Below are 10,145 nucleotides of genomic sequence, written 5' to 3' on the forward strand. Positions count from 1 at the left end.
GGAACATCTGCGGGGTTTCGTAGCCGCGCAGGAAGGCGTACTCGGCGGCGAAACCGCGCGCCGGTTCGGCGAACAGGTACCAGCTGGTGTGGCCGTTGGTGGCGTCCAGGATCGGGATGTAGGGATCGACGACGATGCGCAGCATACCCGCCAGGGCGTTGCGCGTCGGCATGGCCACGGCGACCGCGCTGGCCGAGGCGTCACCCCCCGCCCACTGCACCTGCAGCGAGCCCAGGATCTCGACCGCGTCCATGTAGAGCGCGGGCGGGACGACCAGGATCGCGGGCGTGTTGGGCAGCGGCTTGTCCTTGTCTCCGGGGTACTTCGCCATCGCGTTGACCGCGGCCTTCAGCGACGTCGTCGAGAGCGCGTCGGTGCCGGTGTTGCTGTAGGTCGCACCCTCGTGCGAGTGATTCGTCGCATAAAGCGTGCTGTTGGCCACGTACAGCGCGGAGGCGAGATACATCTCGGTCTGGATCGCGTCCTCGGTCATCATGTCGGGGATGCGCGCGAACGCGTCCAGGTCGTCGTTGACGATGCTTTCCCAGGTCAGCTCGTAGACCTGGCCGTACTTGCTGACACCGTATTCGTACGAGCTTTCTTCCAGGCTTTCCTGGGGGTAATTCGTGCCCTCGCGGACCTTGCTCAGGCGCCCGCCGCCGCTCAGGCGGATGTTGGCCACCTGGCGGAAGTCGCGCACGGTGCGCCCGCGCAGGAACTGGCGGTAGGTCGGGGCGTAGGTGGCGTAGCGCGCCAGCAGCACGCGATCCATCGTGTCGCCCAGCAGCGCCGAGAACTCGCTGCTCATCATCGCTTCGGCGAGCCACTGCATCGACCGCCGCCCTTCGAGCAGGTCACGGTAGACGCGGGCCGTCTCGGCCAGCTTGCGCGCGTAGGCCGCGGTCATCTGCGGCTTGCGCGACAGGTTTCGCCCTTCGTTGGCGAAGATGACGTCGGCGCTGATCTGTTCGCCCGTGTAGTGGGCGATCTCGGCCAGCGCGGGACTGTGCGGCAGATCGCCGCCGACGGACAGCGGGGCTTCGATGACCGGCTGCGCGGCTCCCTGTCCACCCTCGACCGTCGAGGCGGTCTCCTGAATCCCCTCAATCACGCTGAGGGTGATATCGTCGAGTGCCATGTCTGAATCTCCTTCGTGATTACGGCCCGTTCCCGGACCCGGCTGTCGTGTGCCGAACGATCCGGCTAGCTAAACGTGATTGCGTCCGAGACGACCAGCAGGCCGGTCGGCAGGACGATCACCAGGTACCAGGTGTCCGCCCCGGCCTCGGTGATGTTCAGGTCGATGTCGCCGTCCGCTTCGCTGGTGAGCCACCCGGCCTTGTTATCGACCACCTCGATCGCAAGGCCATCCGTCCCGATGGCGATCCCGCCCGACGCTGCCGTCGCGGCGACGGAGTCGCCGTTCGCGTCGTCGGAGAGGTAAAAGCGCACGTTGCCGCGCGTGGCCAGGTCGTCGCCAGCGGCGTCCAACAGCTGGACGGCAACGTTGATCACGTCACCCGCCTGCGTCCCGACCGTGATGTCCGCGCCAGCCACGGCGCCAGTGAGCGTGTTGATCTCATCCGCCGTCGCCGTCACGCCCAGCAGGCCGGTCTCGGCCACGGCGCCCACCAGGGCGACCTGGATCGTGGCCGTCGCGGCGCTGTTGACCGCACCCAGCGCGTAGCCGATCCACCCGCCGTTGAGCGAGTCCTTGTTGTACGCGGCGCCATCCTTGAAGATCTTCTGCCCGACCGCGACCGCGCTGTTGCCGCTGCTGTCCGCCCCCGTGACGGGCAGCTCGACCACGGTATCGACGCCAAGCAGCTCGACCGTCGCCTTGTTGGCGCTGTCGGAATCTTCCAGCAGCAGAACGGGCATGTCGTTGAGATACTCAACCGCCCCCGACGTCTTGCTGGCCCCGACCGTCAGTTCGAGACGAACGGCGGCACGGGTGGAATACTTGATGTTGGTTGCCATAGCTGGTCCTTATCCTTCTCTGTTCGCGTTCGATGCGATACTGGCCGGGTCACGCCCGGTCGATTGAACTCGTCAGGGTTACCGGCGTCCGCGGACTGCCACGGCCAGCCCGGCATCCGGCACCAGGCCGCGCAGCGCCTCGGTCAGGATCGCGTCCGGGTTTCCGGACCCGCCAGGGGCGGTCAAACCGGTCACGGCGCCGTTGGGCATGAGCTTGGACAGGTAGGTCTTCTCGGCCTCGACGACCGCCTTCACGGCCTCGCTGAACTGCTCGTCGGTCTGCTGGCTACCGTGCGTGGCGAAGGCCTCGACCAGCGGCTTGACCGACTCGACGATGTGCGCACGCGCTGCCTCGGGCAGCCCCTTGGCCTCGCCGAGCTGCTTGGCGATCAGGTCCTTGGCGGTCTGGGTGCGCACCTGACGGAACAGGCGCGTGTTCTCTTCGAGCAGGCGCGTATTCTCCGCCTGCGCTTCCTGCAGGGTCTTGCCGTCCACGGGGTCACTCTCCTGTAGCTGGCGGACTTCATGGATCAGATCGGGGCGAGCCTCCGCCAGGTCCTCGCCGGTCACGTGCGTGAGGACCTCGCGCGTCACCGCGCGCCGGTCCGATTCGGCCAGCAGTTCGAACCCGCCCCCCGCCGCCGCGACGGTGACCAGGTCCACGCTGGTAAACGGGTTGCGCTGGAAGGCCTCGACCACAAACACGCCGCGCTTGGCGTCGCGCTTACCCACCCCGCTGGCGCGGAGCGACAGGCCGTCGATGATGCCCTCCTGAATCTTGGTCTTCAGCGGCGACTCGGCCTCGGAGATCTTGAACTTGGCGCGCAGGGCAGGTTTACCCGCCTTGTTGGTGCCGAGATACGGCTTGGTGACGCGCCCGACCAGGTCACGCACGCTGCGCTCCGGACGATCGCGCTCCTCCAGCCGCGAGGGATGATCCGCGAAGATCTTCGCCCCCTCGAAGACCTCGACGCCGCTCTGCAGCGCCGGGGGCGTGTACTCGTTTTTGTTGGCGCTCTCACCCTCGACGACCACGACACCGTCGATCAGGCCGTCGTCGTCGGTGGTGACTTCCATCAGCGGCAGCTGCACGTCGAGGCGCAGCGACTCGGCCACGGCATCTGTGGTCACCGCCACGTAGTCCAGCTTGACCGGCTGCCAGTCCGCCCGTGCCGCGAAGGTGATCGACTCGTCCGTGACGGTCATGTCCACGCGGTAGTAGCGGCGCTCGTTGGCCTCGAAGGCCGAGGCCACGACGTGGTCGTCGAAGACGTCGGCCACCCACGGCGACGGGGCGGGGGCATCCTCGACGCGGAACGTTTTCCAGAACGCGTCGCGGACCCGGTTGATGTAGTCGTCCAGGCTGCCGCCTGCTTCGGCCATGCGCTTGATCGTCATTGCTCCGTCCTCTCAGGCCTCCAGGCCCCACATCTCACGTAAGTGCCGCCGCGCCTCCGGCGGCGTGTCCGATTCCATCAACAGCAGCGCGACCGCCTGCTCCAGCGGCGACAGGCTCTCCTCCACGGCCACGGGCACCCGCTTCGGGTTCCACGACCGGGACAGGTACAGACAGTCCTCGCAGTGCTCCGCCGGGTTCAGCTTCCAGTAGACGAGCACGGCGGTCACCTCACCGTCGCGCCCGCGCTCGTACTTGAAGTCGAGGCGACACCGGCAGTTAGTCAGACACTGCGTTGTGCCGTCACGCGGCACCTGCGGCAAACTCACCGGCACCGCGGCGCGCCACATCGAGGCCTGCGTCGAGCGGGCGTACAACTTCGCGCGCTCGACGGCGAACTCGATGCTCTGGCCGTTTCCGGCCCGCTTGGCAATCTCACCGGCGAACCGGTCGAGGTAGCGGTACTGCTTCTTCAGCTCCGGCCCGAGCCGGAGGTAGTCGGTGCGCTTGATGCCCTCGCGCGTGCCGCCGTGCCCGACGACGAACTGCTCCAGATTGCCCCGGCGCAGCTCGGCCTTCATCTGGTCCTGCCAGTCCGCCAGCGAGAGCTCGCCGCCGGTGAGGCGCTGCGTCAACGCCTCGATGCGCCGCTCGCTCACCAGGCGCAGCGCGTTGCTGTAGCGCCGGATGTCGGTCGGGTCCTCAAGCGGTCCGGGCATCGTCAGTCACCCTTATCAAACGATGACGGCGGCGGATCCTTGGGGAGCGGTGGGCGGTCCGGAAAGTGCTTGCTGCGCCAGAACGGTTTCGGCAGCGGAAACTCATCGCGCCGGATGCGGCCCTGGTGAGCGGGCCATAAATCAGCGCGGTCAATTGCGACCCCGACAATTCGCCCGTCGTCCTTTCGCTTGTGCAGCACCAGCACCCGGTTAAACAGGCAGCCCAGGACCGTGTTCAGCAGCCCGAGCGCGGACGTCCCGCGCAGATAACAGCGTGCGGATTTACGCATCGACCTGTACCTCCCGCAGCGCTTCGTCCACGTCGTCGAGCGTCACGCCGAGCTGCTTCAGGAGCTTGTCCAGCTCCGGCAGCTTGGCGAAATCGTCGAAGGCCTGGTCCACCTCGGACTTCTTGATCGGCTCGACCTTCTCCGCCTCTTTGCCGTCCAGCGGCTTGCCGACCTTGGGCGGCTCACTGGCCGCTTCGCGCAGACGGGCGATCAGGCCTTCGGCGAAAGCCTGTCCGGCAGCCTGGGCGTCCGCCGTCGGCGGCGGGGTCAGCGCAAACCCGCCCGAGGCCTTGACCGTGGCCACAATTTCCCCGGCGTTGTCATAGCCCATCACCGTCAATGCCCGAAGCATCTTCTGCTCTGCCGGGATCATCAGCGTGCCGCTTGTCACTTCCGCCGTGGCGATGCTGGCCAGCGCGGCAGCCTGGACGGCGACGTCCGACTGGACGATCGGCGGCAGCGTCACCTCGACGCCCAGATCGACGCCCTCAGCAGGCACGAGCGCCCAGATCGGCGACCCGCCCGCCGCGTCCGGATCCTCGACGATGGCGAGCGCCTCCAGTACGCCGTACCGCACCCCCTGAAGGATGGCGAACCAGAACAGGTCGCCGTAGACGTCTTCCCAGAACTGCTGCTCGAACTCGAACATTTTGAGCATCGGCAGCTCCATCGCGGTCGCGGTGGCCAGGTTGCCGGTGCTCGGGTCGCCGAGGTAATGCTCGAAGATGCCCCCCACGCCGAGCCCGGCGTACTGCCGGAACATGCGCATGTCGGTGTAGGCGTTGCCGGACCCGCTGTCCGTCTTGAGCTGTTCCAGCGTGGACGATTCGTTTTCGACGAACGTCGCCGCGCCCTTGCGCCGCTCGGTGCCTTCGCCGCCGATGCCGTAGCGCTCGGCCATCTCGAACGTGCCCCACTGCTGCATCACGCGCTGCAGCGCGGCCCGGTTGCCCTTGACCTTCTGTTTGAAGGCGAAGGTGGCGAGGGCAAGGGTCAACGTCGCCCGGTCTTCCATGAAGCCCTTGGTGGCCTTCAGCCACGGCAGACCGGTCGCCAGGTGCGAGATACCACGCCCGCCGAGCGGGTTCGTGAGCACGTGCATCACGTAGATCTCGGTGTTTTCGGACCAGGACGCCTTGAAGGCCGGATCGGGGTCCGCGTTGCGCCAGTCGGGCAGGTATTCCGTCTTTTCCTGCTCTTGCACGTACTTGCCCGACTCGACGTCGAACCGGCGCGGGGTGTAGGTGCGCTTGAACGCCACCGGCAGCGCCGGATCGTCGGCGGTGATGACGTCGCTGATCTCGTTCGGATCGATCGTCCGGACCGTCACCCGCCCAGTCAAAGTCGAGACGTAGAGCGCAAAGAACAGCTCGCCGTCGAGCTGCCGGTCCGTGTTCAGCCGCCACTGTGCCTTCGCCCGGCTGATGCTCTGCCGGTTGCGCATGTCGCCCCAGAACGCGTCGAGCCAGGCCTGGATGCGCGCGTCCTTGGCCTTGAAGGCCACCCCGCGCCCGAAGGTGTAGCTGTTGTGCAGGCGCACACCTTGCTCGGCGATCGGGTCGTTGTGGTAATACCAGCGCGCCTGGCGGTTCGTGCCAGTGCGGTCGATCTGCGCCAACAGCCAGTCGCTGCCCTGCCCCAGCGGAATCCAGCCGGGCTCGCTCATCGCCAGCAAGTTGCGCGTATTGCTCAGCGCCTCGGTGACTTCCGCTTCGAGGTCCGCCAGCAGGCTCGCGTCGTTGATCAGGCGCTGCAGGCTGCTCGTTTCCTGAGTGACGTCGTTAGTAGTCAATGCGGACCCTCACACTTTCGTCGTAGACCGTCTCGGCGTGTTCCCACAGTTCGGTGGCATATTCACTGGCCATGCTGGCCGTCACCGCGGCGTCGATCTTTTTCAGCTCGGTGCGCTTGACGATGCGAATCGCCTCGCCGCCGAGCTGCTCTTTCCCGTCGGCGTTCTGGACGTGCTGGCGCAACGCCGTGTTGCCGGTGTGGCGGAATCGACCCTCGTGCACCCGCTTCACAAAGTGCGTATCGGCCAGCACGCGCGCGGCACCCTGCGGAAAGGCAAAGAATGGGATCGACTGGTGCCGCTTTGCCAGGCGCGTCATGTCGCTGTGGAGCTGGTACTCGTCATAGGCCACGCCCATCACGCGATAGCGCTGCAGTGCCGCCTCAACGGCGGGCAGCAGCGTCTCGTCGTAATCGAGCTTGCCGCCCTTCGGCGGCTCCCAGATCCAGGTCTCCAGCTCGATCACCACCTCGCCCATGACGGTCACGGCCATCAGCGCCATGCTGTCGCCGGAAACCGCGGCGTCGGCGGCGAGCCAGACGGGAACGTCATCGGAGACGCGCCCGCGCTCGTAGATCAGCCGGTCCCAGACCGCCATCTGAATCAGCGCGTTGACGCTGGACGTCCAGAAGTTGTTGTGCAGCCGGTCGTAGTTGTGCGGGCGCTCGATCTTCTTCTGGTTCGCGTAATAGGTGCGCCCCGCCTCGCCCTGCTGCCAGGGCATGCGCCGGGCGGCCTCGCCCGTGTCGATGTAGGCGATCAGGCCCGCGGCAGGCACACCGTAGACGGGCAGATCGTCGTCGAGCCGCACACCTTCGTTGAGCGCCAGTTGCCACAGCGACCACAGCAGCTCGCTTTCGCCCTCGTACCCGGCGTACGTATCGACGAAGCGCTGAGACAGCGGGCGCGTCGGGACTGGCTGCATCTCGTCCCACATGCGCAGGGCTTCTTCGTACTGGAAGCCCCACAGCTCCGTCCATACGGTCAGAGATTGATTGCTCCCGGCCTCGCCTGCGTCATTGATCGGCAGCGCGGTGATCTCAGAGCCGGACGGCTTGTGCAGCAGCTTCGTGGCGGTCATCTCCCAGCGATCCTGTACTGCCGGGGGTGACAAGAGGATGCTCATCTTCACCCGCTTGAAGGCGCGAGCCTGGGCCTGCTGGAGCTTGTTTCCCAGGTTGTAGATCTCTTGGAACGGTCCCCAGGTCTCAGCCGCCCAGCGGGCGTATAGAGCGCTGATGGCCGTCTTGCCCGACTTCTTGATGGTGGACCACATCAGCGTGGTCCACGCGAAACGCCACGCCCACACCGGATCGGGCTGCAGCTGCGTCATCAAGCGCAGCAAGGTCTTCTGGTGCGGCTGGAAGCGAATCGGGCGGCGCGTCTCCGGAATGTAAAAGCATTCCTCCGCCCACTCGACAATGTCCGGCGGCGGGGTGACGTGCGGATCGACCACAGCGGGCTTGAGGCCCAGTCGGGCCAGGGTCCGATCCACGAGGGCCTCAGCGGTCAGCGTCATGGGCGCTTAGCTCCTGCAGCAGGGCGTTGAACACGTCAGATGCCGCCAGACCCCGCCGCTCCAACAAGAGCAGCAAGTCCGAGAGCGTGCCGACGATCTCGGTGGGGAGGTTGCGCAGCAGCCTCATCTTGTCCACGGCGATCGCGGCGGACATGATGGCATCCTTACCCTTGGTGTCCTTGATGGCATCCGGATCGTTCGCACGAATGAGGTACGCCCGCGCGGTCGCCTCAAAGAAATCGTCGAGGGCTTTGTCTACCAGAGTGGGATCGACCGCCTTTTTTTCGGGTTGCAACTCAGTCGCAACTGGTTGCAACTGGCTCGCAGCCAGCCAGCGGTAGACGGTGGACTTGTTCAGGTCCGGCGCGGCCAGCGCCTGCCGGATGGCAGCCAGCGCTTCTTTCGTCAGCTCGCCACCGAACCGCCGCACGATCTCGCGCGCGATGGCCTTGTCCTGCTCGCCGTACTCGCGCTTAGCCATGCGGTGCCTCCTCACTGGCAGACGCCAGCATGTGGCTGATCAGCAGCCCGAGCGGGAGCTGAATCGCCATGTAGAGAGAAAGCAGAATGATGATGAGCATGGACCGTTTTTACTTTCCGCGATTCTTGCGGCGAGAGTCCTTGGCCACTTTGCGCTTCGCCTTGCGCTGCTTGGCGGCCCACTTGGAGAGTTTGCCGCCCGATGTGAGCGACACGGTTGCCTGTGAATGACCTGCCAGCTTTCGCCGGGCGGCGCGATTGAGTTCCGGAGGAATCGGGATGTAACCTTCCGGCGGAGGCGTAGCGCCGAAAAGCTCGATCAAATCACCGTTGTCAACGTTCATTGCCCTCTCCTCAGAAAAACGAAAACGACAGCACGCACCGGCGCGCTGTCGCCTGGATGACACGGCGAGGTACAGCGACCTCGCTCCATTGCAAACCACCGGTGATCAGCCGGTGGGGTCAGTGGCCAGGGCGGGCATGAAAGCCCAGCCCCGGCCAGCGGGAGCCACTGCCCCCTCTTAATCGCATCGGGCCTTATCGCCCGCGATTATCGTGCTGCACGGGGGCATCCGGCCCGGGCCAGACGCCCCCCTCAAAAGGGTTGCCTTGTTAAATCCCCGCCTGCCCTCGCCGTCAAGAGTCACGCTAAGGAGTGTAGGTCTGCTGGCCACCGGCGAGGGCCCGGGCTTTGTAGGGGGTTCAAAAATCAGTGTAGCACATGCGTTCCGCGCTCGTAATCCGTCGTATGACGGGTCCGTCACCTGACGGATAGCTCAGAGTTCCACATCCGGCGGCTCTTCCCAGCTCGCCCGCTCGACCCGGATGCGGCGCTGCTGGCCGTCACCCCCGATCCAACTGATGCGCGATTCATTCGCCAGTTTCTCAAGGTGAGACTGCACCGTCTTTAGGTGCATCCCAAAGTGGCGGGCGATTTCCCGCGCACTGGGCGGCACACCATTGTTCTCTTTGGATTGCAGGCAGATAAAGGCCAGGATCTCGTCGCGCCGGGTGCGCTGTGGGGTGTCCCAGGTCATAGTCATGATATCCTCGCGTGCTGTAAAGGGATGCCGCTCAGGAGTGGCCACTGCACCGGCCTGGAGGGGCGCCATCGTTTGCGCGGCGGTGTAAGCTGGCGGATATACAGCTCTTTGCTGCCGTCCGCAGTCATGCCCCAGCGCCCGAACCCGGAGGCACGATAGGCCGTACCGTCGTGATGGGCCAACTCGCAGTAGGATATGATCAGCGTGATGTGATAGGGCCGTTCGGGGAACACCGGCGGGTGATGATCGAGCCAGTCCCACTGCACCCGCCGAATCGCTCGACCGACCATCCGACTGAAGACGTTCAGCCCAGGCTGCTGTAAGTCTGGGTGAACCCACACCCGTGCGAGGTCAAGCACCTGCCACGAAGTCGGCAGATCGGGGTATCCGAACAATCCGGCCTGCCGGTGATGCTGGGGCTTCTTGAACACGACCAGACCGGACAAGCGACCGTCTTCCTGACACCGTTGGCCGTCCACCGTCAGCACGTAGCCGAACGGCAGCGAGCGCGGATCGGGCCAGCGATGCAGGTAGTGATAGTCTTCCACGTGCTGCCGCAGTTCAAAAGAATCATCGCGATCGATCGTGATGTTCACGCCCCACTCCCCCGCGCAGGCAGCCAGCCACCCCGCTGGCCGCGCCGTTCGACCAAGCCGCGCGCCTCCATGCGCACCAGCACGTGCCGGACCGTCCGGTCGTGCTTGCCCGCCAGGTCGGCCAGCACCCGCGTGCGGACCGGCTGGCGCGTACGGCGCCAGCTCGCGGTCACCTGATCGTAAATCCACCGCTCAAGCAGCGACATCCCCCACTCCCTCCGCCGTCGCGACGGGCCGCAGCCGCGCCGCCAGGCGCACCAGCGCCGCGTTGCCATACGGTAAAAAGTAACGATCGGTCGGCATGTAGATGTGCCCCGGCGTGCACCAGCC

General features: G+C 65.8%; 12 protein-coding genes. All 12 read right to left on the minus strand.

The window, feature by feature from the left end; translation table 11 throughout:
• On the minus strand, positions 1 to 1,138 hold a 1,138-nt coding region (locus V7116_RS17965; protein WP_324393342.1), incomplete at its 3' end, for a phage major capsid protein.
• A gap of 65 nt (positions 1,139 to 1,203) precedes the next feature.
• A complete protein-coding gene (locus tag V7116_RS17970) occupies positions 1,204 to 1,980 on the minus strand; it encodes a hypothetical protein (protein ID WP_324393343.1) in 777 nt (258 codons plus the stop codon).
• Positions 1,981 to 2,058: 78 nt separating this feature from the next.
• Positions 2,059 to 3,378 (minus strand): hypothetical protein, encoded by a 1,320-nt coding sequence (locus tag V7116_RS17975; RefSeq protein ID WP_324393344.1) that lies wholly within the window; start codon positions 3,376 to 3,378, stop codon positions 2,059 to 2,061.
• Positions 3,379 to 3,390: 12 nt separating this feature from the next.
• Positions 3,391 to 4,095, minus strand: coding sequence for a hypothetical protein (locus V7116_RS17980; protein WP_324393345.1), 705 nt, complete (start codon positions 4,093 to 4,095; stop codon positions 3,391 to 3,393).
• 2 nt (positions 4,096 to 4,097) lie between these two features.
• A complete protein-coding gene (locus V7116_RS17985; protein ID WP_324393346.1) occupies positions 4,098 to 4,385 on the minus strand; it encodes a hypothetical protein in 288 nt (95 codons plus the stop codon).
• Complete coding sequence (locus tag V7116_RS17990) at positions 4,378 to 6,177, minus strand: hypothetical protein (RefSeq protein ID WP_324393347.1); 1,800 nt, start codon at positions 6,175 to 6,177, stop codon at positions 4,378 to 4,380. Before V7116_RS17990 ends, V7116_RS17985 begins: the two co-directional genes overlap by 8 nt.
• Positions 6,167 to 7,696, minus strand: a complete 1,530-nt coding sequence (locus V7116_RS17995) for a terminase TerL endonuclease subunit (protein ID WP_324393348.1) — start codon at positions 7,694 to 7,696, stop codon at positions 6,167 to 6,169. Before V7116_RS17995 ends, V7116_RS17990 begins: the two co-directional genes overlap by 11 nt.
• Entirely contained in the window at positions 7,680 to 8,177 is a 498-nt protein-coding gene (locus tag V7116_RS18000) for a hypothetical protein (protein ID WP_324393349.1), read from the minus strand. The genes V7116_RS17995 and V7116_RS18000 overlap by 17 nt, the downstream gene beginning before the upstream one ends.
• Before the next feature lie 109 nt (positions 8,178 to 8,286).
• On the minus strand, positions 8,287 to 8,520 hold the full coding sequence (locus tag V7116_RS18005; RefSeq protein WP_324393350.1) for a hypothetical protein: 234 nt from the start codon (positions 8,518 to 8,520) through the stop codon (positions 8,287 to 8,289).
• A 432-nt stretch (positions 8,521 to 8,952) separates the two neighbouring features.
• Positions 8,953 to 9,213: a LexA family protein gene (locus V7116_RS18010; RefSeq protein ID WP_324393351.1), complete on the minus strand. Its 261-nt coding sequence runs from the start codon at positions 9,211 to 9,213 to the stop codon at positions 8,953 to 8,955.
• Positions 9,214 to 9,215: 2 nt separating this feature from the next.
• On the minus strand, positions 9,216 to 9,815 hold the full coding sequence (locus tag V7116_RS18015; protein ID WP_324393352.1) for a Mom family adenine methylcarbamoylation protein: 600 nt from the start codon (positions 9,813 to 9,815) through the stop codon (positions 9,216 to 9,218).
• Entirely contained in the window at positions 9,812 to 10,021 is a 210-nt protein-coding gene (locus V7116_RS18020; protein WP_324393353.1) for a hypothetical protein, read from the minus strand. The genes V7116_RS18015 and V7116_RS18020 overlap by 4 nt, the downstream gene beginning before the upstream one ends.
• Positions 10,022 to 10,145 lie beyond the last annotated feature (124 nt).

It is taken from the genome of Aggregatilinea sp. (assembly GCF_036822615.1).
Classification (GTDB): Bacteria; Chloroflexota; Anaerolineae; order Aggregatilineales; family Aggregatilineaceae; genus Aggregatilinea.